Genomic DNA, 23,382 nt, shown 5'->3' on the forward strand with positions numbered 1-23,382 from the left:
GGATTTTATAGCTAGTGGGATTGAATATCGTGTGCAGGAGGTGCGAGTTCATGGTGCGCGTCTTCGCCGCCATACGAACCCCCGAAGATGCCGATTGTGGGGACGACCCAGATAAGCGTGACGATCGCACTGACGTAGAGTGCGACATGCGGAGCATAGTGGGCGATCGGAACGCAGCCGGCGTAGATGGTGAGCGATCCCCAATGCTTGACCTGGGTCGCTATGTCGAGCTTGGTGCGGCGCCCTTCGCGCTCGAGCTGGCAGTCCACGGTGTAGCGGAGCAGGAGAAAAGTTATTCCAGCGGCGAGCATGCAGATGCAGTAGATGGTTACAGAGAAAGAGTCGAAGTGCACGTTGATGTAATCCGTGAAAAAGGGGATCAACGAGAGTGCGAAGAGCCAGAAGAGATTAGTCCAGAGGATGCGGTTGTTGGAGCGGTTGAGCCGGCCGATGAGGGTGTGGTGATTGACCCAGTAGACGCCGATGTACGCGAAGGAGAGCGCATAGACCAGCAAGGTAGAGATGACTGGTCGAAAGGATGCAAGGCCGCTGTGCGCAGGCACTTTCAGGTCGAGCACCATGATCGTGATGATGACAGCGATGACGCCGTCGGAGAAGGCTTCGAGCCGGGCTGGAGAGAAGGTGGCCTGCATGGTTTATGAACGAAAACAGAATAAAGTATTTTCGGCTTGGTCGTTTACAGGGACCGAAGCCGTTTGCGTGGTTTTCACCTAGAAAACCACCTTTGTAATTTTTCGGTGTAACCAGTAAAGCCAAAATGCTCTAGCGCATGTTTTAGGTGAGTGTGTTTGATTCCGGTACATGTGGGGATAGGGCTTTGGGTGACGTGATGTTGTAAACGTACCAGGCAATGCAGGCGTGGAGGATCAGAAAGGCAGCACTGACGATATGTATCATTCCACCCACTACGGTCGTGCTCATCATGTACTCACTATGCGCGGGAGTAGGGGGTGTTGAAGGCAGCAGGGAGACGAGAAACAGAACGAGAGCGATAGCAACGCGGCCCGCCAGCAGGTAAAACGCGGCTCGACGCATCTGCCAGAGCGCGATTGCCGCAGCCAGCGCAAGGACATACCTTAGCCATATGACAACAGACTGCAGCAGCGGGGTAGAGTAATCGGCAACGGAAGGATGAATGCGGTGGGAATAGGTGAGGATACAGTACGAGACGACTCCCAATAGGACGCTGGCACCCTCATAGATGCAGATAACCGTTGCCAGCCGAGGACGTACACGGCGATCGTCGGTCAAAGGTCTCACCTCTTGGTGGATGTATTGTGACTCTACACCCAATCCCCTGCACGTATAAGCGGTTCAGCCGAGCCATCGGCACTCAGACCGTCGACATTCATCGTCGGGCCTCCGATCATCCAGTCCACGTGAATCAGGCTCTCGTTCGCGCCGAGGGCGGAGAGTTCTTCGTTGGACATCTTCTCGCCGCCGATCAGGCAGGTGGAGTAGGCCTGGCCGAGTGCGATATGGCTGGCGGCGTTCTCGTCGAAGAGCGTATTCCAAAATAGAATGCCCGACTGTGCGATGGGGGAGTTATGGGGGACGAGCGCCACTTCGCCGAGGCGGCGTGCGCCGTCGTCGGTGGAGATGAGCTTGTTGATCGCTTCCTGGCCCTTGGTTGCGGTGGCTTCGACGATCTTGCCGTCCTTGAAGGTGCAGCGGATGTTTTCGATTAACGTGCCCTGGTGCGAGAGCGGCTTGGAAGCTGTGACGACGCCGTTGACGCGGTCTTTATGTGGCGTGGTGAAGCACTCTTCGGTGGGGATGTTGGGCTGGCAGTAGACGCCGTTCCCCGCCGTAGTGCCGCCTCCTGCCCAGAGGTGCTGGTCGGCAAGCCCGACAGTGAGGTCGGTTGCTCCGTCGGGGGTGTAGAAGCGCAATGAGTGGAAGCGCTTGGCATTGAGCAGGTCGACGCGTTTTTTTAGATTGGCACCGTGCTCTTTCCATTGGGCGACGGGGTCGGCGGAGGTGATGCGAGACGTGGCGAAGATGGCGTCCCATAGCCTGCCGAGGGCGAGCTCCGGCGGGTCGTTAGGGAAGACCAGTGCGGCCCATGCAGGCGTGGCCGCGGCAACGATGGTCCAGTTGATCTCGTGGCGTGTGATGAGCTCCATCGCAGGCTTGGAGGCCTTGGATGCCGCTATGTTGGCGCGCGAGACTTTGGCGGGGTCTTGTTGCGCGAGCAGCGCGGGATTGGCTCCAGTGATGGCCATACGAGCTGCACCGCTCTTAAAGGCGGTGGCTATGGCGGCTTGCAGCCACTCCGGCGCGTAGTCGAAGCTGGCGTCAGGCGCGTGCTGGTAGCGTGCGAGAGTGGTGGCGTCGTCGCTGTAGAAGGTGGTTACGAGCTTCGCACCGGCCTTATAGGCGTGGGCGGTGATGAGGCGGACCAGCGGTAGTGCGTCGGTGGGCGCGGTCAGAACAAGTTCCTGGCCCTCGCGCAGGTCGAGGCCGATGCGCACGGCGACTTCGGCGAGGCGGTCAAGCTTCTGTTCAAAGGGGAGGGCAGCGAAGACGTCGGAAGGCAGCGAAGACATGCTGCAAGTTTATCGCGGAGGTGGAGGACGTGCTAAAGACTGGGGAAGGACCCCCCGAATTGGTGCTGCCACGAATGCGGGGGGCCTTCGCCTACGGCTCAGGATGACGACGAAAAACAAGCAAAAGCAAGGTGGTTACGCGAAGTAACAACACCACTACAGCTTATCGAAGACCTCGCGGACGTCGTAAACGCCAGTGTGCGAGGCGAGCCACTCGGCAGCACGTACGGCCCCTTCGGCAAATGGGCGGCGGGATTTGGACTCATGCGTGAGGAGCAGCCGGTCGCCTGAGCCAGTGGCTTCTAAGGTATGAATACCCGCGACCTCACCGGTACGGGTGGCATGAATCGGCACTTCCTTATCGGAGCCAATCGTCTCCAGCACAGCTTTGCGCAGGGTAAGAGCGGTGCCACTGGGCGAATCCAGTTTGCTCTCGTGGTGTGTCTCGGAGATGGCAAAGCTGTAACCCGCATCCTGGAGCGATGCGGCCATCTTCTTCGAGAGCTCGAGCATGATCTGCACGCCGATGGAGAAGTTGGTGCCATAGAGCAGGGCAGCGCCGCGGCGCTCGGCGAGCAACTTCATGTCATTCAGCTTGTCGTACCAGCCGGTCGTGCCGATGACCATCTTCGCGCCGTTCGCAAGGCACGCGCGCATGTTGGAGACGACGGCATCGGGGGTCGTGAAGTCGATGATGATGTCGAAGCCGGCGACGAACGGTGCCGTCAGCGCGGCGGCGTCTTTGTTCTCTTTTGCATCGAGAACGTGAACGCTATGACCGCGTTCGGCCGCGACCTCTGCGACGAGTTTGCCGGTCTTGCCGACTCCGAGTACAAGAATGCGCATGGTTCAGAAACTCCTGGGCGTTTGTGGGCAGCCCGTGCCTCAACGTGCGAGTGTAGCTCGCGCCTCAACATCGAAGATACTCGCATCGGGTGCGGCGAAGAATTTATTGTGCAGCGAGCGAATGGCCTCATCGACATCTTCTTCGTTGATCATGAAGCTCATGTTGATCTCGCTGGCGCCCTGCGAGATCATGCGGATGTTGACATGCGAGATCGCCCCGAACACCTGTGCTGCAATGCCGGAGTGACCGCGAATGTCTTCGCCTACCAGGCAGATCAGTGCCTTGTTGCTCTCATATTTGACGTCGGCGATACGGCCCAGCTCTTCGCAGATCGCAGGAAGCGCTTCCTTGGAGTCCACCGTGACCGAGATCGAGACCTCGGAGGTGGAGACCATATCGATGGCGCACTTGTGTTTGTCGAAGACATCGAAGACGGACTTGAGGAAGCCGTGTGCCAGCAGCATGCGGCTGGCCACAATGTCGATGATGGTCAGCTTCTTCTTCGCGGCGATGGACTTGAAGGGACTCGCGCAGGACTGTGGAGTCGCCGTGATCTTGGTGCCTTCGTTCTCCGGATTGCGGCTGTTGAGCACCCAAACTGGGATGTTCTTCTGCACGGCGGGCAGGATCGTTGCAGGATGCAGAACTTTTGCTCCGAAGTAGGCGAGTTCGGCGGCTTCTTCAAAGCTGATGGTCTTCACGCGCAGAGCGTCGGGGCAGATGCGCGGGTCGGTGGTCATGATGCCGTTCACGTCGGTCCAGATCTCGATGGCTCCGGCGTGCAGTCCGCCGCCGACCAGAGCCGCGGTATAGTCCGAGCCGCCGCGACCGAGTGTCGTGGTCTCGCCGTTAGGCGATGAACCGATGAAACCTCCCATTACAGGGATGACACCGGCTTGAACGAGTGGCAGCACCTTGGTGGCGAGTGCACGCTCGATCTCAGTTTCGTCGGGAGCGGCCTTGCCATAGTGGCTGTCGGTGCGGATGATACCGCGAGCATCGACGTGGGCACTCTCGGTACCCTGTTCGGCGAAGGCGGCAGCGATGATCAGGCTGGAGAGCCGCTCGCCGAAGCTGACGATAAGGTCGGACGTGCGTACCGTGAGTTCGCCTACAGCGGCGATGCCGCGCAGCAACTCATCGAGCGAGTCGAAGTGCTCGTCGATGGAGCGATGCAGCGTGGTGAGGCGTTCGCCGCTGGAGAGGCGGGCGGCAGTTTCGATGTGACGCACGCGCAGCCGCGAAGAGATGTCGAGCGCAGGCTCGCGATCGCCCCGGCCCGCATGTGCGGCGGCAGCGCAGGCGAGCAGGGCATCGGTGACCTTGGACATGGCCGAGACTACAACGACGGGGTTGAGACCTTTGCGCAGGCGTCCTGTAACGATGCCCACCGTGCGCAGGATCGCCGTAGCGTCCTCCACCGATGTTCCGCCAAACTTCATCACGACAACGTTGCTGCGGGGTGTGCTCATGCTGTCACCAGCGCTTCTGCAGCGTGTGCCGGCTGCCTAATCGCGGGGAACGCGCGGAAGTCGAACTTGCCGAGCACAGCGAGAATCTCTGCGTTCAACAGGGCAGCACCGGCTGCGCCGCGAATCGTGTTGTGCGAGAGCAGGGTGAACTTCCAGTCGAAGAGATTGCAGGGACGCAGGCGTCCTACGGTCGTGGCCATTCCATTGCCGCGCATTAGGTCGAGGCGTGGCTGCGGACGGGTATCCTCGGGGGCGTACTCCACCGGGCTCAGCGGAGCGGAGGGCAGGTGCAGGCCCTCGTGGCCCTTGCCGCTCAGCGGCTGGAACTCCGCCCAAGCGGCGAGAACTTCCTCGCGGGTCGCGGGCTTGCGGAGCTTCACGCTCACGCACTCGGTGTGGCCTTCGAGCACGGGGACGCGGTTGCACATTGCGGAGACGGGCGCCTCGAGCGGCTGAAAACCGCGGCCGTCGGTCAGGCCGAGCAGTTTGCCGATCTCCTCCTGCAGCTTCTCCTCTTCACTCTTGATGAAGGGGATGACGTTGCCGAGGATATCGAGCGACGGCACGCCGGGATAGCCAGCACCGCTGACAGCCTGCATGGTCGAGACGAAGAGCTTTTCAATGCCGAAGCGCTGGTGCAGCGGAGCGAGCGGAAGAACCAGCCCAATCGCACAGCAGTTGGGATTGGTGACGAGGAAGCCGCCTGAGGTCTTGCGCGTAGCCTGGGCCTCGATCACGTCGAAGTGGTCGACGTTGACCTCCGGCACTACGAGAGGGACGTCGGGGGCCATGCGAAAGGCCGAGGAGTTCGAGATGACGGCGCAGCCGGCGGCGGCGAACCTTGGCTCAAGCTCGCGCGCGATGGGGGCGTCCACAGACGAAAAGATAATGCGCGGCAGTGTGACCGAGGAGCCTTCGGGCGTGTTGGGTTCGAGCACCATCTCTGCGATGTGCTTGGGCAGCGGGGTGTCGAGACGCCAGGCGCAGGCCTCGGCATAGGTCTTGCCCGCGCTGCGGTCACTGGCCGCAAGCCAGGTAATGTTGAACCAGGGGTGGTTTGCAAGAAGCTGAATAAATCGCTGGCCGACCGCTCCGGTCGCGCCCAGAATGCCTACGTTACGCCGTTCCATCTATCAAGAATAACGCGTGAATTCGCTCGGCGCTATGCCTTCCTCGCAATCGGTAAAAGAGATCGGGTCAACAGGGGTCCAGATCCAATTTACAGAGAAGTCAGGGATCTCTGCATCATCAGGACATCCAGCGCTCTACCGAACTTCTCGCCCACCCCACGGAGTACCCCGACCTCATGAAAGCCGAGCGAACGATGCAGGGTTACCGAAGGGAGGCTGAGCGAAGGATCTGCGATCACTGCAATCAGCTCCCGTATGCCCGCATCCGTACATAACTCCATCAACCGTTGCATCAGCAGGCGTGCCACGCCGTGCCGCTGAAAGCGCTCTGCCACGTAGACCGAATTCTCAGCCGTAAAGCGATAGGCCGCACGCGGACGAAAACGGCTGGCGTAGGCATAACCGGCGATCTCTCCGTCGATCTCCGCGACAAGGTAGGGAAGGCCTAGCTCCAGGATGGCGGCTCTGCGCCGAAGAATCTCTTCCGCATCCGGTGCCTCTACTTCGAACGACGCGGTTCCACGCAGCACGTGGGGAGCGTAGATGGCAGCAATGGCAGAAGCATCTTCCGGTGTCGCAGCGCGCACCCGAACGGGATTTCCCATAGCTCTAGGTTCAGTCCTCGATCACTCTGACGCGGCGACGGCTTATCACACGGCTTCCGCCCCCGCCCCATGCGACAACAATCGCAATGGCATGGATCAGGAACCAGAGACCTATGCCCTGGTCCTGGTAGATCCAGAAGAGGATCAGGATGCGTGGGATCAGCAGGGCGACGATGACCTGAATCAAATTAACGCTGGTTGGGATATATACCGGCACACTGTGCTGCAGCCAGGCAACCAGGATGCAGATGCGGGGCAGAAAGAGCGACAGCACGAGAAACCACAGGGGCAGCGTGTGAGTCACCAGCAAAACATGAAGGTTCATGGCGGTTCGGCTCCGGCGCCGCAGTTTAACTTTTTTGTTGCGGCCAGATGTTACTTAGGTGTGAAGGCAAAGCTGGCACTGGCGGTTGCCTTGGGAGCGACAGTTATCTGAATATCTTGTTCCCCAAGCTTCTCGTGCACCGCTGCCAGCGTGTAGTTGCCCGGCGGCAGGCCCTGGATCGTAAAGCTACCGTCCGTACCGCTGACAGCGAAGTACGGGTTGGGCGCGACGTTGACGAAGGCGTTCATCCAGGGGTGATTGTTGCAGCGGACGGGCAGCATCGTTTCCGGCGACTTGAACTGGTGCGTCTGTGGCTGGCCCATTGGGGCTTGCGAGATGTCGACGCCTTCATTGCCGACCGTGGACGGCATGGTGTGGATGTTATGCATCGTGGGGTCGGAGTTGCGGAACTCAACCGATCCGCCCTGCTGCACGGCCACGACATGCGGGAGGTAGCGGCAGCCCTTCTGGTCGAGCACTACAGCCGGGGTGCCCGCGGGTGCCTGCGAAGGCGCAATGCCCGACTTCACATAGACGAACACATTGCCCAGCTTGCCGCCGGTAACGACGAACTGCTCGCTGAGATTGGGGTCTTTAGAGAAGGCGCAGGCCGGGTCCATCGACATATCGATGGGGACGCGTGCGGGGGCCTTGCCCTCGAAGTGGACAACGCCCGTGATGGAGCCCGCGGTAGCTGGGTCGACCGTGGGTCCCGGGCTCGACTGCACAGTCTCGACATTTTTCGGAGCAGCTTCGTGCTTGCATCCGGTGATTGCGAGGGCGGTGAGGAGAAGGAGCGAAGTCGAGCGAAGAGTCACGGTAGTCCTTTGGGGTGAGGCTGGTGCTTTTGCCTTTATTTTTCTGGTTTGTCATTCCGAGCGGAGCGAGTGAACCTGCTTCCTCCCGTTCTTCGTTCGTATTACCCAGAAAACATGTGGTTAAAACTGGAAACGTATGTTTGCGCCTGCATGTAACGTTTGGGCTGACATTAGCAAAAAGCGGGAGAAAGCAGGTTCACTCGCTCCGCTCGGAATGACAAACCAGAAGAGCAAGAACAAAAACACCCTACAACGCGGCGATAATAGCCTCGCCAAAAGCCCTTGTTCCGGCCTTACCGCCAACGTCGCGTGTCAGCGTCTCGCCGGCGGCGTAGACCTTTTCCAGCGCAGCTTGAATCTTATCCGCGGTCTCCGCCTCGTCGATATGGTGCAGCATTAGCACAGCAGATTGCAGGAGCGCCGTGGGATTAGCCTTGTCCTGTCCGGCGATGTCCGGCGCGGAACCGTGAACAGCCTCGAAGATCGCGCATTCAGCACCGAGGTTCGCTCCGGGCACCAACCCCAGTCCGCCAACAAAGGCCGAGCAGAGGTCGGAGAGAATGTCGCCGTAGAGATTCTCAGTCAGGATGATGTCGTACTGGTAAGGGTTCAGCACCAGCTGCATGCAGGTGTTGTCGACGATGTGCTCGGCGTACGTGACGTCGGGGTAGCCCTCGGAGACTTCCTTGCAGCACTTGATGAAGAGGCCGTCGGAGAGCTTCATGATGTTGGCCTTGTGAATGGCATGCACCTTCTTGCGGCCATGCTTCTTCGCATAATCGAACGCCGACTTCGCGATGCGGGTCGAACCCTTGCGCGTAATGATCTTCATCGATTGCGCGATGTCGGGGTTGATCATGACCTCGAGGCCGGCGTACAGGTCTTCGGTGTTCTCGCGAAAGATCACGAGGTCGATGTTCGGATAGTTGGACTTCAGGCCGGGAAGGCTCTTAACCGGGCGGAAGTTCGCGTAGAGGTCGAACTTCTTGCGCAGCGTAACGTTGATCGACGAGAAGCCACCGCCGATTGGCGTTGTGACCGGCCCTTTGAGGGCAACGCGGTTTTCCTCGATCGACTTGTAAAGCGCCTTGGGGATGTACTCGTCGGTCTTGGCGTAGGCATCGGCGCCGGCATCGTAGCTGTGCCAGTCGAAGGTGCAGCCGGTCTGCTTGCCTGCGGTCTCGAGAATGTTGACGGTGGCTGCAGTGACTTCCGGGCCGATTCCGTCGCCGGGGATAAGTGTGATCTTGTGCGTGCGGGTGGAGGAGGGCAAACGTTCTTCCTTTATTTCAAAAAGGTTCTTTAGTTATTTTACTAGGCGGCCTTGACGGCTACCGCAGGGCGGACCGTTTGGACTTCGGGTCTTTGCCGCCGAGCAGGTCTTCGAGCTCCTGTTTGAACTCGCGAACGTCCTTGAAATCGCGATAGACGCTGGCAAAACGGATATAGGCGACCGTGTCGATGTCCTTCAGCCGCGCCATAATGAGCTCGCCGACAGACGCAGTAGTGCGCTCGCGCTCGGGCGAGTCGACCACGAAGGCCTCAACGGCATCTACGATCTCCTGCATCTGCGAGACGGAGACCTTTCGTTTCTGGCAGGAGTGCAGGAGCCCGGAGAGGACTTTCTGGCGGTCGAAGTTCTCGCGGCGGCCGTCTTTTTTGACGACCATGTACGGAATCTCATCGAGGCGCTCATAGGTAGTGAAGCGCTTATTGCATCGTTCGCATTCCCGCCGACGCCGGATGGAGTTGGCGTCTTTGCTCTCGCGTGAGTCGATGACCTTGTCCTGAGTGAAGGCGCAATACGGACATTTCATGTCAAACCGGATTTTATCAGTGTTCGCCCAGATCTCAGGACTACGTCGAAAAACTAGTAATAACAGGGGTTCTAAGCTTCACCGAGCGAAGCATCCTCAGCCCTTCCGCTTTCGTTGACGGCCTGCCGCAACGTTATGCCCTGCAGTCGTGCGGCAATCAGCCCTGCGGGAAGGATGTCGAGGTTGAGGACGAAGAACATCACTGTGGCACAGGCCGTCGCGGTCTCCCATGGAACATTGAAGAAGCCATGTAGTGCCGTTGCGACGACGCCAATTTGCGTAAACCAGCCCAGCACGGGAAGCTGCAGGAGCGAGCCGCTTAGACTCGCGGCAACTACCAGCATCGTCGCCGTAAAGCTGAAATGCGCCAGGGTCGGCTCCGTGGTGAATGAGTGTGCCGACTGCATATAGCCAAGCGCAATGCAGAGCCACATCAGCATCGAGATCGCGAAGGCTGTGAAGAACTCCCGCAGCGTGGAGAGGGTATGGAGCCCCTCGCAGAAGTCGTGGATGCGTTCGTCGATACGGCCCGCAAAGCTGGCAGATAGTGGTGTCAGCAGGCGGCGGACGACGCCTGCGACCGTCGCTCCTGCAAAGCGTAGCGAGACGGCGAACACGACAATAGCGAGCGTAAGGGCGAGAGAGACCGCCCCTGCGCGAACATAAAGCGCATGATGCGGTAAATTATGGGGCGCGGCGGCGAGCGTCAGGGAGAAGAGGATCGCTGCTGCGCCGAGGTCGAAGGCGCGCTCCACGGAATAAACGGCAAGCTGCGTGGCCACTGGCATGCCCAGACGGCGGGCGATCAGGTAGGGGCGGGCCAGATCGGCGATTCTGCCGATGAGCATGACGGCCGTAAATCCGATGAGTTGCGGCCCCAGCAGTTCAATCGGGCGGACGCGGCGTACCGGCGTCAGGAGGACGGCCCATCGCCACGCGCGCAGCCAGTATCCGAAGTAGAGCAGCGCCACGCCCACCAGCACATGCCCAATGGAGACTGAGCGCAGTTGACGCCCCAGCGCACCCCAGTCGAACGAGATGCGGCTGTGCAGCAGCCAGGCAATGCCGATGGCTGCAAGCGCGACGATGAGCCACAGGCTTTTACGCTGGGTCGATGGCATACGGTAAGGCTACAGGAGTCTCAACGCGAGGCGACGTTTGTAGTGTTTGCGAGTGCGGTCTTGCGGCGATAGAACTCGTTCATCACACGCGAGACGTAGGCGCGGGTCTCGCGATAGGGCGGAATTCCGTGATACTTCGCGACCGCCGCCGGTCCAGCGTTATAGGCAGCCAGCGCCAGCGCCAGATTGTCTTTGTAGAGCTTCAGCAGGGAATCCAGATAGGCTGTACCACCGGCGATATTCTGGTCGGCCCGTGTAACGTCCTGTACTCCGAGGTCGTGTGCGGTGGAGGGCATCAACTGCATCAGTCCGCGAGCCCCGGCTCGCGAGATGGCGTCGACACGAAAATTGCTCTCGGCTTTGATGACGCTGGCCAGCAGTTCGACGTCGATGTCATGGGCCGCGCCAGCTTGGGCCAGTAGCTCATGCATCTCGGCTGCCGTGGGGATGGTGTGTATCTGGAGGGGGGCGGCTGGCACCGGAGGAGGTTTCGGCGGATCGGGCATCATCTCGATGCTGGCGATCTCTGCCGATGCTAACTCCTGATAGTTGGTATCGCCTGTATAGAGCCGGATACGGTCACCGATTGCCTCATGGCGAATGCAGTCGAGGGAGAAGCCGTTGCGGAGCGTGACGTGCTCGAACGCATGCGCGGCAGAGCAACCCATGACGGCAAAGCTCGCAATGGCGACGCAGAGGCGGCTTGGAAAACGGCGGGGCACTGAGTTTTCAGACTACCATTACGGGCTTTTCGGTAGCACCAGGGGCGGAAACAATATTTAGGGCTGTTTCGATGGCGACGGCAACGCCATCTTCGTCATTTGAGTGCCCAATCGTCCAACCTCGTTCCCCGGCAAGCTCTTTCAGAGCTTCAGGAGCGTTCGACATGAGTACGGACTGCCCGGCAATCTCGAGCATCGGCAGGTCGTTCCAGTTGTCGCCGATGGCGAGCACCTGCTGCAGGGAAATCCCTCGCAGCTCGGCCAAACGCTCCAGCGCCGAGGCCTTCGAACAGCCTGCGGGCAGGATATCGAGGATGCAGAGATCGCGGCCCGGGTACTCGGTACGGTGCAGCGCGATCTCGGCGTCGTGGCGGGCGGTGGCCCCGACGGGCGTGATGAGCGGATGTTCCATGAGCAGCGCCTCGGCCTGGTGCATGCGGTCGACCGGACCGCACAGCATCATCTGGATAGGCGGATCGCCGTCGAGAGCGTCTTCGAGGGACGGAACGTGCGCGATATACGCCTCGTTGCTCTGCATCCAGCGCTCAATGTTGGAGTACAGCTCCTCGGGGTCTTCGACGACGAGCGCCCCGCGGGTATCTTCGCCATCGTCTCCCACGGTGTCGAAGGTGAGTACCAGCGTGCTGCGGAACTCTGCCACATGCTGGCAGAGCCAGCGAGCCGTCTCCAGCGGCATGTGGCTGCGGTGCAGCAGCTCCGAGCCGATGGTTCGTATGACCGTGCCGTTGGAGCTGACCAGGGCGTTTGTATGCCGCAGCTTCAAGTCACGCAGCACGCGCATGGCAAAGGAGTGCCGTCGTCCGGTGGCGATAACGACTTCGATGCCTGCCTCTTCGGCGCTGCGCAGCGCGGCGCGATTGCGCTCGCTCACATGACCCTCGGAGTCGAGCAGGGTTCCGTCCATGTCGATGGCGATAAGTATTGGCGTCGAGAGAGCGTTTGAGTGGGGCTGGATCATCCTCTTATAGATTAGAGCAGTTCGCTTATCGAGTGAGGCGCGGGTATCCGTTAGCATCGTAAGGATGCCTGCTATCGCTTATCTCGAGTGCGCCCGCTGTCACCACCGGTTGCCTGCCGATATCCCCCAGACCCTTTGCCCGATAGATGCCGGGTCGCTCTATGTTCGCTACGACATGGAAGCGTTGAAGAAGACGGCTCGCCGCGAACACATAGCGGAGCTGGCCGCCGCCTCGCCGGCGAGCCTGGGCATGTGGCGCTATGCGGATGTTCTGCCGGACGCTACGCCGGTGACACTCGGCGAAGGCTGGACGCCCATGATTCAGAGCCGCCGCTACCCAGGGCTTTTTCTGAAGGAAGAGGGCGCCAATCCCACCGGGACCTTCAAGGCCCGTGGCCTTGCCATGGCTGTGACCATGGCGAAGCACTATGGTTTGCGGCATCTCGCTGTGCCTTCTGCGGGCAATGCGGCAGGAGCGCTCGCGGCCTATGCGGCTGCGGGACAGATTGCCGCGCATATCTTCATGCCCCAGGATGTGCCCTTGGCGAACTATCTCGAAGGCATACTCTACGGCGCGGATGTGACGATGGTCGATGGCTTAATCTCCGACTGCGCGCGCATGGTCGGCGAAGAGATCAAACGCCAGCGCGAAGGCGGTGTCGCAACAGAGGATGTGTGGTTCGACATCTCGACGCTCAAGGAGCCCTTCCGCGTCGAAGGCAAGAAGACGATGGGCTATGAACTCGTCGAGCAGCTTGGCTGGGAGTACCCCGATGCAGTGTTCTATCCCACGGGTGGAGGGGTCGGCCTGATCGGCATGTGGAAGGCGTTTGAGGAGATGGAGCAGCTCGGCTGGGTCGATCTATCGAAAAGCGGGGGTAAAAGGCCACGCATGTATGCCCTACAGGCCGCAGGCTGCGCTCCGGTAGCCAAGGCCTACGACGAGGGCAAGAGTGCCAGCGAGTTCTTCGCCAACGCTGAGACCTTCGCCGCCGGTCTGCGTGTGCCCAAGCCCTATGGCGACAGCATCATTCTCGACATCGTGCGCGAGTCGGGGGGAAGCGTTGTGGCCTCGGACGATGCGACGATCCTCGCATCGATTCTCGACTGGGCGAGGCATGAAGGCCTGTTTCTCTCGCCCGAAGGCGCGGCAGCGACAGCGGCATACGACACGCTGTTGGACAACGGCGAGATCAAGCCCGGCGAACGCGTCGTTCTGTTCAACACAGGCGCAGGTCTGAAGTACACCGACGTCGTAGCGGAGGCGATGCACCTGCGCCGCCCAGGATCGCTGCCCACATCACTGCCAGTAGGTGGGATTATTACCCCCGTATAAATCGGTTCGTGGCTTGTTCTCTGACGGTTCAATATCACGTGAAAACGGCCCCAAACAGGGGCCGTTTTGTTTTCATGGGAAGCGTGAATTAGTTGCAGGCCTTGCCGGCATCGGCTTTATATCCGGCAGCCTTGGCATCGGCTTCGGACATATATTTGCCGGCCTTTGTCTTGCCGTAGTAGCGGTCGGTGGGGCAGTGATAGACCTTGGTCGAGGTATTGACCCATACCTGGCCGGGGCCTCCGCCGGGAGCGGCTGTCGCCGAGGGCGTAGGGGTGGTCTTGGCAGGCTTAGGAGCCGCTGGAGCAGCTGGTGCGGCAGTCATAGCCGTTGTCGATTTGGGAGCGGGTGCAGGGGCTGGAGCCGTTGTAGCCGCGGGAGCGGTCTTGGCGGCAGGCGTAGCGGCAGAGGCTGAGTACCACTGCTGCACGCCCTTATGTCCACGGCAGGCGCCGGTCTTCGCTGCGGCTGTCGAGTAGGTTCCGTCTTTGCACTGACCGGTAGAACCGGCAGGTGCGCCAGCCGGGGCCTGAGCGAAGGACGAGTGACAGCAGAAGAGAGCAGCGGCGAGGGCGGGAAGAGCAAATCTCAGTTTCAACATGAGGGGTCTCCATAAACAACGAGTTTTGAGGGTGCAGCGGTACCGCAGCATAGTAGCAAAGACCTTGCTGCTTATGTGTAAATAGTTCAGAGCGGCTCAATCCCGGGTGCCGGTGCGATCGTCGTCAGGGTAACGGCCGCGCCGACGATCATCGCTCCGCCTACAAAAGCGGAGGGCCCCAGATGCTCATGCAGTACGAAGACTCCAAGCAGGGATCCCATCAGGGGCTCCATATTGAGCAGGACGCCGGCCTGCGACGCCGGAACCTGCGTCATGCCCCAGTTCCAGAGCAGCGTCGTCGTGGCTGTGCAGAGGATGCCGCTGGCGGCCAACGCGGCCCAGGCTTTCAGCGAGATGCCATGTACAGGAGGCAGACCGTACGCCGCAGGGACATAGCAGGCCAGCATGGCAGTCCCCAAAGCGAGACCATAGGCTGTGACCATAATGGGGCTATGCCGCTCTACCAGGCTCTTGTTGAGCAGAATCCAGAAGAGTGCGATTGCCAGTGAGGCAACGACGAGCAGATCGCCCGTCAACGAAGGGCCACCGCTGGCAGAGCTGTGGTGGCCTCCCAGCGCGATCAACGCAGCGCCTGCGGTTGAGACGACGAGCGCTATCCATCCCAGCTTGTGCAGGCGTTCGTGGGTAAAGAGTGTGGCGCCGACCGCAAGGATCACTGGCATGGTCCCGACCATCAGAGAGGCATGCGAAACGGTGGTTAGCGAGAGTCCGCGAAACTGCACCAGGAACTGCACCGGCACCCCGAGAAACGTGCAGAACAGCAGCGTGCGCCACTCGGAGGCATTGAGGCCGGGGCGATGCGTAAGCAGCAACGGCAGCATGCCGAGTGTGGCAAACAGGAAGCGATAGAGCACCATCGAGCCCACGTTCATCTCGGCAAGAGCGATCTTGCCGAAAAAGAACCCGCAGCCCCACAGTGTGCCCGCAAGGGCACAGGCTACGAAACCAAGAGTGCGGTTGGGAACGGAGGACACAATCTACTTTCGCATAGAGCAGGAAACAGCAAACAGGAAACAGCGAGAATTCGACTGTTTCCTGTTTCCTGCTTTTTACCAGACCCGGCAGGCATCCGCTGGAACCATCGCCGAGCCCTTCTTGCAGCCGAACGCAGGACCAAATCCGGGCTGGTTGACGATGGCTCCGTTGGCGCGGAAGTGGTCTGGCGAGTGCTCATTCGTGAGCACCTGCTGGCGAACCTGCTCCGGCCGGGGGTTCTCGCACCAGTTCTGCGCGAAGGCGATATAGAAGCGCTGTGGCCCGTTATAGCCGTCGATCTTCTTATCGATGTCGAAGCCGTCCTTCTTCGCGCGGGCCAGATACGCCATGTAAGCCAGCACCAGGCCGCCATTATCGGCGGTGTTTTCACCCAGGGTGAGCTTGCCGTTGACCTTCACATCGTCGACTGCGGTGAAGCTGCCGTACTCGTTTACCAGGCAGCCTGTGCGGGACTCGAACTTCTTGGTGTCATCGGCTGTCCACCAGTCGGTCATGTTGCCCTTGGCGTCGAACTTTCTGCCCTGGTCGTCGAACCCGTGGGTGAGCTCGTGACCGATGACCGCGCCAATATGCCCGTAGTTCACGGCGACATCAGCCTTGGGGTCATAGAACGCCGGCTGCAAAATACCGGCAGGGAAGTTGATGTTGTTCATGCTCGGGTCGTAGTAGGCGTTGACGGTCGGCGGGGTCATGCCCCACTCCAGTTTGTCGACGGGTTGGCCGATCTTATTCAGCTCGCGATCGTTCTCGAACGCGGTGGCACGCTGCGCATTGCCGAAGGCGTCGTCGGGTGCGACGGTGAGCTTCGAGTAGTCGCGCCAGTGCTCGGGATAGCCGATCTTGTCGGCGACGGCATGCAGCTTCTCTTTGGCCCGGACCTTCGTCTCGGGGCTCATCCACTCCAGGGTGTCGAGGTCGTGCTCCATCGCGCTCTCGATGTCATGCACCATCTCGAGCGTCTTGGCTTTGCTGTCTCCGGCGAAGTACTGCGAGACATAGACCTGGCCAAGGGCTTCCCCAAGGGAGTTGTCGACGCCGCTGGAGCAGCGCTTCCAGCGCGGGCGTTGTTCTGGCTGGCCCTCCAGTTTGCGGCCATAGAAGTCGAAGTTCTCTTCGTCGAAGCGCTTGGGCAGGTTCGAGGAGACGGAGTCCAGGAGGTGGAAGCGCATGTAAGCGCGCAGCGTCTGCATGTCCGTATTACGGACGGCATCGGCCATCTTGGGGAAGAAATCCGGATTGCCGTTCACCAGGGAGTCGATGTGTGGCGAGTGGATGGCCGTGAAGAACGGTCCGAACGGAACGTTGTCGACACTGGACTCGAAGGCGGCGACTGTCTGCGGATGGTAGATGGCCTCAGGATCGCGGCGTTCGGTGTTGGTCATTGAGGCCTCCGCGAGGATGGTCTCGAAGGCCAGGATGTTTTTCGCGTCGAGTGCCGCCTGCTGCGGGGTCTCTCCGGCGAAGGTGAGCACCTTGGTGATGTGTTCGACGTACTGGTCGCGGAGCGTCTTGTCTTTGTCGCCGGTGCGCGTGTAGTAGTCGCGTTCCGGTAGGCCGAGGCCGCCCTGATCGATGAACGCTACCTGTTTGCTGGAGTCCTTGAAGTCCTGGATCTCTCCGAAGCCGAAGAAGACATTGACGCCATAGCGTTGCAACTCGCCTGCGAAGTACGTCAGACCCTGCTTGCTAACCTTATCGATCGCGTCCAGCAAAGGTTGAATCGGAGCCAGTCCCTTTTGCTCGATCAGGTCAGTGTTCATGCAGGCGGCGTAGTAGTCGCCGATCTTCTGCTCGTTGGGGGTGCGCGAGGGGTCGGCAGCGGTGTACTTCTTCAGGATGCCGTTCAACTCCTGTGTATTGACGTTGTAGAGCAGGTAGAACTGGTCGACACCGGACTGATCGGGGGGGATGGGATGGTTGGCCGCGAAGTTGCCGCAGGCGAACTTGTAGAAGTCGTTGCAGGGATCGGCCTTCGGGTCGATGGAAGAGGTATCGAAAGCTGGGGATGGAACGTAATGGGTCTGGGGAGGTGCATCCGTCTTGGCGGTTTGCGGGGCAGCCTGCTGCGCAGCGGCTGACAAGGGACAGAGAGCAAGAGCGAAGGCGGCGGAGAGCGCGGTAATCGCCAGAGGGCGAGTTGCCGTCCTATGCAAATGAGCGTGGTTCATGGGTGAGGCTCCATAAGGAATTTTGCGCTCTCCTCCCGCCAAACTTCGGGAGTGAGCAGACAACGGGCTTCGGCTTGAAATTGACACCTCGCGGGCCGTCTGTGCAAGAGTACATGTACGCGGGGTCGTCGATGCCGGTTCCACTGCCAAAGAGACAAAGTTCAGACAGAGCGTGGCTCAGGCTCCTTTGCATCCTGCCGTTGGCCGGAGCGCTAGGGGCGCCGCTGACAGCGTTCGCTGGTGCCCGGCAGGCCCCTCCCGAAGTGCATTTGCCCCTGGAAGACCTGGGGTTCCCTGGGATCTCTTCAACGTTTCTCAGCGTGGGAGCCTCCCTGCTGACGGTGCATTTTGTCGACAGCGAACATCTGCTGGTGACCTTCAGCCTGCGCGGGCTGGTGCCACGGCTGGAAGGCGATCCTCCGGATCACGATGACCGTATGGTCGCTGGCTTGTTGGTGGAACTGCCCTCCGGCAAGGTTCTCGCGCGGACGGAGTGGCACCTCCATGACCATGGCCGCTATCTCTGGAACCTGGGTGGTGGACGTTTTCTGCTGCGTGAGGGGAACGTGCTCTGGACTCTTGCCCCAGTGGCAAATTTACAGTCAGGGCAGCCTTTTGCGCGTACCTCGTTTCTGCATCGTCACGGCTCTCTGGAGGCGTTGATCGTCTCGCCAGATAGCAAACTCATTACGGTCGAGACGCGGTCCCTGAGCTCCTCCAATCTCGGTGACAGCCCCCTCGGCTCTCCAGTCACCCTTGATTTCTATCGCATCAGCGGTGCAGGTACGGAAAGCTCTCCGATTGTGGGCACGCCTGCGGGATCGGTGCGCGCTGCGTCGGAGATTAATCTGCCCATAAACGCCGACGGATATCTCCGCTCAGTGGATACGCTGAACAATGGCAAATGGTCCGTTGCCTTTGAGCCCGTCAACGGTAAGACGATCAAGCTCGCGCCTATCGACAGCAGTTGTCCCCCTGGACTCAACCTGGTGAGTCCCACACAGTTTCTGGCCATGAGCTGCCGAGGCGGCACGGGGCGGGTTACGATGATGGCCTTTGACTTCAACCTGCATGAGATGTGGGAGGAACCCTTGGGTTTTGTCGGGCAGCCGGCCTTCTCTCTGGCGCCGGTGGTGGGGCGTTTCGCGGTGAGCCGTGTGAACTCGTCGTCCTCGACGGATATTCTGCCGTCCGAGGAGGACACTCCGATGTCGCAGGAGGTTCGTGTCTATCAGACCCAGACCGGTGACCTGCTTCTGAAGCTCAGCTGCTCTCCCGTCATTCGCACCTCGGAGAACTTCGATCTTTCGGCGGACGGGATGCGGGTGGTCGTGGTTCGGAATGGGGCGATCGAGGTCTATCGCCTGCCGGAGCTGACCGCTGCCGACCGCGCAGACCTGGCAGAGCTGCAAAAGGCTGCACCGCCGCCGGGCTCAGGGAGTATCAACCTCGGTGCGATTGCGGAAGCCGAATCGAAAGAGGTTGACGAAAGAGCAGCGAGCGTCAGGGCCGAACTGACTGTCTCTACGGCAGCGACTGCGCGGGGATCCGAAGCTGTGGGCGACACCCCTACCCCCCGCAAGCCGCCGACGCTGCTCAATCCAGGCGAGAAGGCGGAGTTTCAGGACAAGTCGCCAAGGTAAGCCCCAAAATCCTATGACCAACGAAAACAGGCCAGCACGATGCTGGCCTGTTTCTTGAGCTTTGAGAAAACTAAGCGGCTTTGACGACGAGAGCCTTGACGCGGGCGTTCAGACGGCCCTTGTAGCGGCTGGCGGTGTTCTTGTGCAGAACACCCTTTTGGACGCTCTTGTCGAGGATCGATGCGGTCGAGCGGTAGGCTTCGGTGGCCGACTTGTGGTCGCCGCCGGCGATGGCCTCGCGCATGGCGCGCAGGGTGCCGCGGAGCTTGGACTTGTTGGCGCGGTTGACGGCCGTCTTGGTGATGGTCTGACGTGCGCGCTTCAGGGACGAGACATGATTTGCCATACGAAAACTCTTTTCTTAACCGCAATTTGGCGGGAAATGGGATGCAGGCCGGAGGCTGTTGGGCACTCAGCCTTGAGCCGCTTTCGCCAGCTCTGCCGCGTCCCTCTGCAACTACCGATTTTATGGGTTTTTCAGGGTGGGGTCAATGAAATCGTGTGGATTTGTGACAGATAGGCCCTTTGGGCTGGATATCCGTGACTGTTGGAAAGCGCAGTAAATGACTGCGAACTGGCGCGGCACTCCTGATCAACAATATTTATCTGTGCGAATATCGGTCGATCAGGGCGAATATGTTCAAGAGCCATGATCGACCAGGATGAGCGCAAAGAACCTCGCGGCGACTTTTGCATCGAATAGGTGTATGGACTTTGGTCTTGAGTTCCCGATGTTTCGGAAGGACCCCAGCTTGGTTCGCGGGAATCCACAGGCTGCCTTGACGCAGGGAAGTCAGCGGGGTTACGCTTTCGCCAATATCGTTACTCTATTGGCAACCTCAGCCAATCCGGTGGTAGCACAGCTCGCAGGAGATCCAGCCCGCGAGAGTTTCGTCAGGCTGGCTGTTCGGTTGCCAGTCCGTAATCTCCCCGTAAAAAATAACTTTAAGGTACTTCCTGACGGAGGTCAGATCCTCGCTTGGTAAAAAAATCGCTGCATCTCACTCCCGGAATCGAGCCGTTGTATGGCACGCGTGACGAGAACCTTCGTCTGATGGAAGATGGGCTGAACGTCCAGATCGATCTCCGATCGGATTCGATTCAGGTGCTGGGAGATGCCGCGGCAGTCGCGCGCGTCGAAGGCATCTTTGCCGATTTTGAACACCTACGCAAGATGGGAGTACATCCTCACAATGGCGAGCTGAACGCACTGCTCAAGATGGTCGTTGCCGATCCCACGGTGAACCTGCGCGGTCTGGTCGAGAGCGGCAAACAGCGCTCGGCGGGCGTCAAGCGCATGGTGCAGCCGCGTTCGCCGAACCAGCGCAAGTATGTCGAAGCCATTGAGGCGAACGATATGGTCTTCGGTCTGGGACCGGCGGGTACGGGAAAGACCTATCTTGCAGTAGCGATGGGAGTTAGCGCGCTGCTGGCGAAGAAGGTCTCGCGCATTATCCTGGTGCGTCCGGCGGTTGAAGCCGGCGAGCGGCTGGGCTTCCTGCCTGGCTCTCTGCAGGAGAAGGTCGATCCGTATCTGCGACCGCTCTACGACGCGCTCTACGACTTGCTCGATCCCGCGAAGGTCGACAAGATGCTCGAAACCAATGTGATCGAGGTTGCGCCCCTGGCCTTTATGCGCGGTCGCACCTTGAACGAAGCCTTCATCATCATGGACGAGGCGCAGAACACCACCAACGAGCAGATGAAGATGTTTCTCACCCGCTTAGGCAATGCGTCGAAGGCTGTGATCACCGGCGACCTGACGCAGATCGATCTGCCCAACCCGAAGAAGAGTGGCCTCTTCGAGGCTCTCCATGTGCTGGATGGCGTGGAAGGCATCAAGTTCTGCCACTTTGAAGATGTGGATGTCGTGCGTCATCAACTGGTGCAGCGAATCGTCCGGGCCTACGACAGTTATGGCCGGGCGGAGCAGCTTCCGCTGGCGATTGACGGCACGCCGATACCTCTGGGGGCTGAGGAGCCGCGTAAGGCTGTACTGAAGCCGCAGTAAAAGAGGGCGTAAGGTCAAGGTGCGAGGCTCATAACGAATCGAGGGTTGAAAGCCCGGTATATCTCGCCAGTGCAGACGAGATATACCGGGCTTTCAGCCCTTGATACCTTGTTAGGCCCTTACCTGGGGCTTGCACCCCAGGCTGGGATATACCGCCCCTTTGGGGCTGGGTTCCGTGCCACCCTGCGGGTTTTGTGCAATTCCTGAAGGTGCGTAAGTCCTGATTTCATTCTGAGCGCTGAATTCTGAGCCCTAGTCCCTAATCTCTAATCCCTCGTTTGCGGTAGCATCAGACCACGCATGATCACTTTGGAACCTCCGCGAAGACTGGACGCGAGTGCTGATCCCTGGAAGGCGTTTGGGCTTTCGCAGGCTGGCCTTGGCCGATTTCTACGCACAGCGCAGGCTGCCGTCGGGCTGCGTGGAGAGGTTGACGTGTTGCTGGCGGGTGACCGCATGCTGCGCCGGCTCAACCGCGAGTTCCGCGGCAAGGATAAAGCGACCGACGTACTGAGCTTTCCCACGTCGTCGGAGCTGGCAGGAGAGCATGCGGGGGATCTCGCCATCTCATTGGATACCGCTCTAAAGCAGGCCGAGGAGCATGGACACACCCTGCGCGATGAGGTGCGTGTGCTCCTGTTGCATGGGTTGCTGCATCTGTATGGAATGGACCATGAAGTTGACGGCGGAGAGATGGCTGCGCGTGAGGCTGTGTTGCGCACGCAGCTGCGTCTGCGTAGCGGGCTGATCGCACGGGTTGAGGCACCGTTGCGCAAAGGGAAGTCCGCGGCAGCGGCACGAGGCCGGAAGGCAAAAAAGAAGACAAAGGGGTTGGCATGAGCTCAGTCTTCAGTCTCTCGATCTTTGGACTGTTGTGCCTGTTGACGCTCTCGGCGTATATCGACCGCATTTATTTCGAGATGGGCAAGTTCCTCTCGCGTGAATATACGGAGAATATTGATGCCTGGGAGCATGGCGTAGAGCCGAAGCTGCTGCTGGGCCGCGAGTCGGCGGCGATGTCGGCCTCTGTGCTGCGGCAGATCGCGCTGGGAGCCATGGCCTTCATGCTGGCGATGCGCCTGCGCGGAACTGCCATGCATAGTCTGCCGGAGATTGCGCGCACAGTCTTTGAGCTGGTTCTGGTTCTGCTCTTCTTCGACCGTCTGCTGCCTCAACTCTTCTTCACCCGCACGCGGGGGCTGTGGATCGTTCGCATTACTCCAGTGGTGCAGGCGCTCTTTTATCTCGTGCTGCCGGTGACCTTGCTGATCGGGTTGCTGCTCTCGATCGCCAGCCTGGCCGAGCCTGAGGTCGAAGAGGACGAACATCCCAGCGAGGCGATGGACGCGCTGCTCGAAGCCGGCGAAGAAGAGGGCGTTCTCGATGAAGAGGACCGCGAACTGGTGCGCAACGTCGTGGAGTTTGGCGACATGGTGGTGCGCGAGGTCATGACCCCGCGGCCGGAGATGTTCGCCGTGCCGGGAACGATGTCCCTCGAAGAGTTCACGGATCAGGTGAACGAGCACGGATTTTCCCGGGTGCCCGTCTATGACGGCTCGATCGACGAGATCACCGGCATCGCCTTCGCCCGCGACCTGCTCGCCGTGAAGGACAGCGAGGCAGGACGCCTCAAGGTTGTTCACATCCAGCGCCCCGTGGAGTTTGTGCCGGAGAGCAAGAAGGTGAACGAGCTGCTCCGCGAGATGCAGGGGCAGAAGCAGCACATGGGCGTCGTGATCGATGAGTACGGCGGTGTCGCGGGACTGGTGACGATCGAGGACCTGCTAGAGGCCATTGTCGGCAACATCGAAGACGAGCACGATGCCCCGGAGGAGGACGAGCCTGTGGAGGAGTCCGATGGAGCGTTCCTCGTCTCCGGGAGTTTTGAGGTGAGCCGCCTGCGGGAACTCTTTGGCGAAAGCCTGCAGTCGCGGGCGAGCTCCGAGGATGGCGCTACCGACGACGAGTCACCCGCTGAGGCGGTGTTGCCGCAGTTGCTGACGGACTACGAGGCGACGACGGTTGGCGGGCTGGTGAGCGAGATTGCCGGGCATATTCCGCTGCCGGGAGAAGTGGTCGAGGATGGGCCACTGCGGCTGGAGGTCATTGAGTCAACGGATAGGCTTGTGGAGCGCGTGCGGGTTTGTCTGGCGGGGTCACAGGCGCCTAGCGAGCCGGAGTAGTGGCTACGATGGGGCAT

Annotated in this window: 23 protein-coding genes; 5 read left to right on the forward strand and 18 right to left on the reverse strand. The window is 60.2% G+C overall.

What is annotated here, in order from left to right; translation table 11 throughout:
- Nucleotides 1–11 precede the first annotated feature (11 nt).
- The 14 genes from GSQ91_RS21720 to GSQ91_RS21785 form a co-directional block, all read right to left on the reverse strand.
- Complete coding sequence (locus GSQ91_RS21720) at nucleotides 12–653, reverse strand: TMEM175 family protein (RefSeq protein ID WP_158823872.1); 642 nt, start codon at nucleotides 651–653, stop codon at nucleotides 12–14.
- Between the two features lie 142 nt (nucleotides 654–795).
- Nucleotides 796–1,272 (reverse strand): hypothetical protein, encoded by a 477-nt coding sequence (locus tag GSQ91_RS21725; RefSeq protein ID WP_158823873.1) that lies wholly within the window; start codon nucleotides 1,270–1,272, stop codon nucleotides 796–798.
- 32 nt (nucleotides 1,273–1,304) lie between these two features.
- Nucleotides 1,305–2,570 carry an aminopeptidase gene (locus GSQ91_RS21730; RefSeq protein ID WP_158823874.1) on the reverse strand — a complete coding sequence of 422 codons (1,266 nt, stop codon included), beginning with the start codon at nucleotides 2,568–2,570 and terminating at the stop codon, nucleotides 1,305–1,307.
- Between the two features lie 156 nt (nucleotides 2,571–2,726).
- Nucleotides 2,727–3,416 (reverse strand): 4-hydroxy-tetrahydrodipicolinate reductase, encoded by a 690-nt coding sequence (locus GSQ91_RS21735; RefSeq protein ID WP_158823875.1) that lies wholly within the window; start codon nucleotides 3,414–3,416, stop codon nucleotides 2,727–2,729.
- 39 nt (nucleotides 3,417–3,455) lie between these two features.
- Nucleotides 3,456–4,889, reverse strand: a complete 1,434-nt coding sequence (lysC, locus tag GSQ91_RS21740) for a lysine-sensitive aspartokinase 3 (RefSeq protein ID WP_158823876.1) — start codon at nucleotides 4,887–4,889, stop codon at nucleotides 3,456–3,458.
- On the reverse strand, nucleotides 4,886–6,019 hold the full coding sequence (asd, locus tag GSQ91_RS21745; RefSeq protein WP_158823877.1) for an aspartate-semialdehyde dehydrogenase: 1,134 nt from the start codon (nucleotides 6,017–6,019) through the stop codon (nucleotides 4,886–4,888). The genes lysC and asd overlap by 4 nt, the downstream gene beginning before the upstream one ends.
- Before the next feature lie 89 nt (nucleotides 6,020–6,108).
- Nucleotides 6,109–6,624, reverse strand: coding sequence for a GNAT family N-acetyltransferase (locus GSQ91_RS21750; RefSeq protein ID WP_158823878.1), 516 nt, complete (start codon nucleotides 6,622–6,624; stop codon nucleotides 6,109–6,111).
- 10 nt (nucleotides 6,625–6,634) lie between these two features.
- Nucleotides 6,635–6,949, reverse strand: a complete 315-nt coding sequence (locus GSQ91_RS21755) for a hypothetical protein (protein ID WP_158823879.1) — start codon at nucleotides 6,947–6,949, stop codon at nucleotides 6,635–6,637.
- 50 nt (nucleotides 6,950–6,999) lie between these two features.
- Nucleotides 7,000–7,767 carry a carboxypeptidase regulatory-like domain-containing protein gene (locus tag GSQ91_RS21760; RefSeq protein WP_158823880.1) on the reverse strand — a complete coding sequence of 256 codons (768 nt, stop codon included), beginning with the start codon at nucleotides 7,765–7,767 and terminating at the stop codon, nucleotides 7,000–7,002.
- Nucleotides 7,768–8,014: 247 nt separating this feature from the next.
- Entirely contained in the window at nucleotides 8,015–9,040 is a 1,026-nt protein-coding gene (locus GSQ91_RS21765) for an isocitrate/isopropylmalate dehydrogenase family protein (protein ID WP_158823881.1), read from the reverse strand.
- A gap of 58 nt (nucleotides 9,041–9,098) precedes the next feature.
- Nucleotides 9,099–9,584: a transcriptional regulator NrdR gene (gene nrdR, locus GSQ91_RS21770; protein WP_158823882.1), complete on the reverse strand. Its 486-nt coding sequence runs from the start codon at nucleotides 9,582–9,584 to the stop codon at nucleotides 9,099–9,101.
- Nucleotides 9,585–9,655: 71 nt separating this feature from the next.
- On the reverse strand, nucleotides 9,656–10,705 hold the full coding sequence (locus GSQ91_RS21775) for a lysylphosphatidylglycerol synthase transmembrane domain-containing protein (RefSeq protein WP_158823883.1): 1,050 nt from the start codon (nucleotides 10,703–10,705) through the stop codon (nucleotides 9,656–9,658).
- Between the two features lie 20 nt (nucleotides 10,706–10,725).
- Complete coding sequence (locus tag GSQ91_RS21780) at nucleotides 10,726–11,427, reverse strand: lytic transglycosylase domain-containing protein (protein WP_254064814.1); 702 nt, start codon at nucleotides 11,425–11,427, stop codon at nucleotides 10,726–10,728.
- A gap of 7 nt (nucleotides 11,428–11,434) precedes the next feature.
- A complete protein-coding gene (locus GSQ91_RS21785; protein WP_158823884.1) occupies nucleotides 11,435–12,406 on the reverse strand; it encodes a Cof-type HAD-IIB family hydrolase in 972 nt (323 codons plus the stop codon).
- A 64-nt stretch (nucleotides 12,407–12,470) separates the two neighbouring features.
- Here GSQ91_RS21785 and GSQ91_RS21790 point away from each other — a divergent pair, with 64 nt between their 5' ends.
- Nucleotides 12,471–13,742 (forward strand): threonine synthase, encoded by a 1,272-nt coding sequence (locus GSQ91_RS21790; protein WP_158823885.1) that lies wholly within the window; start codon nucleotides 12,471–12,473, stop codon nucleotides 13,740–13,742.
- An 88-nt stretch (nucleotides 13,743–13,830) separates the two neighbouring features.
- Here GSQ91_RS21790 and GSQ91_RS21795 read toward each other — a convergent pair whose 3' ends face one another.
- The 3 genes from GSQ91_RS21795 to GSQ91_RS21805 form a co-directional block, all read right to left on the reverse strand.
- Nucleotides 13,831–14,343, reverse strand: coding sequence for a DUF3761 domain-containing protein (locus GSQ91_RS21795; protein WP_158823886.1), 513 nt, complete (start codon nucleotides 14,341–14,343; stop codon nucleotides 13,831–13,833).
- A gap of 86 nt (nucleotides 14,344–14,429) precedes the next feature.
- The gene (locus GSQ91_RS21800; RefSeq protein WP_158824543.1) at nucleotides 14,430–15,341 is read right to left on the reverse strand and encodes a DMT family transporter; all 912 of its coding nucleotides are present in this window, start codon (nucleotides 15,339–15,341) and stop codon (nucleotides 14,430–14,432) included.
- 72 nt (nucleotides 15,342–15,413) lie between these two features.
- Nucleotides 15,414–17,528: a M13 family metallopeptidase gene (locus tag GSQ91_RS21805; protein WP_158823887.1), complete on the reverse strand. Its 2,115-nt coding sequence runs from the start codon at nucleotides 17,526–17,528 to the stop codon at nucleotides 15,414–15,416.
- 269 nt (nucleotides 17,529–17,797) lie between these two features.
- Between GSQ91_RS21805 and GSQ91_RS21810 the strand changes: the two genes are divergently transcribed.
- Nucleotides 17,798–19,171: a hypothetical protein gene (locus GSQ91_RS21810; protein WP_158823888.1), complete on the forward strand. Its 1,374-nt coding sequence runs from the start codon at nucleotides 17,798–17,800 to the stop codon at nucleotides 19,169–19,171.
- A 70-nt stretch (nucleotides 19,172–19,241) separates the two neighbouring features.
- Here the strand turns inward: GSQ91_RS21810 and rpsT are convergent, their stop codons facing one another.
- Nucleotides 19,242–19,517: a 30S ribosomal protein S20 gene (rpsT, locus tag GSQ91_RS21815; protein WP_158823889.1), complete on the reverse strand. Its 276-nt coding sequence runs from the start codon at nucleotides 19,515–19,517 to the stop codon at nucleotides 19,242–19,244.
- A gap of 633 nt (nucleotides 19,518–20,150) precedes the next feature.
- Here rpsT and GSQ91_RS21820 point away from each other — a divergent pair.
- The 3 genes from GSQ91_RS21820 (at nucleotide 20,151) to GSQ91_RS21830 (ending at nucleotide 23,365) form a co-directional block, all read left to right on the forward strand.
- Nucleotides 20,151–21,182, forward strand: a complete 1,032-nt coding sequence (locus GSQ91_RS21820; RefSeq protein WP_158823890.1) for a PhoH family protein — start codon at nucleotides 20,151–20,153, stop codon at nucleotides 21,180–21,182.
- Nucleotides 21,183–21,482: 300 nt separating this feature from the next.
- Entirely contained in the window at nucleotides 21,483–22,022 is a 540-nt protein-coding gene (ybeY, locus tag GSQ91_RS21825; protein ID WP_158823891.1) for an rRNA maturation RNase YbeY, read from the forward strand.
- The gene (locus GSQ91_RS21830; protein WP_158823892.1) at nucleotides 22,019–23,365 is read left to right on the forward strand and encodes a hemolysin family protein; all 1,347 of its coding nucleotides are present in this window, start codon (nucleotides 22,019–22,021) and stop codon (nucleotides 23,363–23,365) included. The genes ybeY and GSQ91_RS21830 overlap by 4 nt, the downstream gene beginning before the upstream one ends.
- Nucleotides 23,366–23,382 lie beyond the last annotated feature (17 nt).

This window comes from Granulicella sp. S156 (genome assembly GCF_009766105.1).
GTDB lineage: Bacteria > Acidobacteriota > Terriglobia > Terriglobales > Acidobacteriaceae > Granulicella.

Excerpts from the sequence above, each read along its gene's own strand:
- lysC (WP_158823876.1), bottom strand. The coding sequence starts at position 4,889 with ATGAGCACACCCCGCAGCAACGTTGTCGTGATGAAGTTTGGCGGAACA.
- rpsT (WP_158823889.1), bottom strand. The coding sequence starts at position 19,517 with ATGGCAAATCATGTCTCGTCCCTGAAGCGCGCACGTCAGACCATCACC.
- GSQ91_RS21805 (WP_158823887.1), bottom strand. The coding sequence starts at position 17,528 with ATGAACCACGCTCATTTGCATAGGACGGCAACTCGCCCTCTGGCGATT.
- GSQ91_RS21730 (WP_158823874.1), bottom strand. The coding sequence starts at position 2,570 with ATGTCTTCGCTGCCTTCCGACGTCTTCGCTGCCCTCCCCTTTGAACAG.
- ybeY (WP_158823891.1), top strand. The coding sequence starts at position 21,483 with ATGATCACTTTGGAACCTCCGCGAAGACTGGACGCGAGTGCTGATCCC.
- GSQ91_RS21790 (WP_158823885.1), top strand. The coding sequence starts at position 12,471 with ATGCCTGCTATCGCTTATCTCGAGTGCGCCCGCTGTCACCACCGGTTG.
- nrdR (WP_158823882.1), bottom strand. The coding sequence starts at position 9,584 with ATGAAATGTCCGTATTGCGCCTTCACTCAGGACAAGGTCATCGACTCA.
- GSQ91_RS21720 (WP_158823872.1), bottom strand. The coding sequence starts at position 653 with ATGCAGGCCACCTTCTCTCCAGCCCGGCTCGAAGCCTTCTCCGACGGC.
- GSQ91_RS21775 (WP_158823883.1), bottom strand. The coding sequence starts at position 10,705 with ATGCCATCGACCCAGCGTAAAAGCCTGTGGCTCATCGTCGCGCTTGCA.
- GSQ91_RS21795 (WP_158823886.1), bottom strand. The coding sequence starts at position 14,343 with ATGTTGAAACTGAGATTTGCTCTTCCCGCCCTCGCCGCTGCTCTCTTC.
- GSQ91_RS21785 (WP_158823884.1), bottom strand. The coding sequence starts at position 12,406 with ATGATCCAGCCCCACTCAAACGCTCTCTCGACGCCAATACTTATCGCC.
- GSQ91_RS21750 (WP_158823878.1), bottom strand. The coding sequence starts at position 6,624 with ATGGGAAATCCCGTTCGGGTGCGCGCTGCGACACCGGAAGATGCTTCT.
- GSQ91_RS21735 (WP_158823875.1), bottom strand. The coding sequence starts at position 3,416 with ATGCGCATTCTTGTACTCGGAGTCGGCAAGACCGGCAAACTCGTCGCA.
- GSQ91_RS21755 (WP_158823879.1), bottom strand. The coding sequence starts at position 6,949 with ATGAACCTTCATGTTTTGCTGGTGACTCACACGCTGCCCCTGTGGTTT.
- GSQ91_RS21830 (WP_158823892.1), top strand. The coding sequence starts at position 22,019 with ATGAGCTCAGTCTTCAGTCTCTCGATCTTTGGACTGTTGTGCCTGTTG.
- asd (WP_158823877.1), bottom strand. The coding sequence starts at position 6,019 with ATGGAACGGCGTAACGTAGGCATTCTGGGCGCGACCGGAGCGGTCGGC.